Source organism: Bacillus sp. J41TS8 (assembly GCF_018333035.1).
Taxonomy (GTDB): Bacteria; Bacillota; Bacilli; order Bacillales; family Bacillaceae; genus Bacillus; species Bacillus paralicheniformis.
This window is the reverse complement of sequence record NZ_BORF01000068.1, coordinates 1-213: the sequence shown is the minus strand read 5'-3', so window position 1 is coordinate 213 and position 213 is coordinate 1. Positions and strand designations below refer to the sequence as shown.

The 213-nt window shown below is 42.7% G+C and carries 1 protein-coding gene; it reads left to right on the top strand.

Translation table 11 applies throughout. The annotated features are described in order from the left end of the window. The coding region (locus tag KI350_RS23140; RefSeq protein WP_244845666.1) for a transposase at positions 1-213 on the top strand (213 nt) is incomplete at both ends.

Here is a 213-nt window from a genome sequence, read left to right as displayed (position 1 = left end):
TGCGGATTTAAAACACAAGCATGGCCTGCGCTGGACAACCCTACGGGGTAAGAAAAAATTGTCCATGCAGGCGATGCTTGTTTTCACTGCCATGAATCTCAAAAAGCTGGCGAATTGGACTTGGAAAGGTCCTCATCGCCAGAACTCTCATCGAAAAAACAGAATAAATTGGACAAAAATAGGCCGGATTATAAAAATTCGACCTATTTTGTC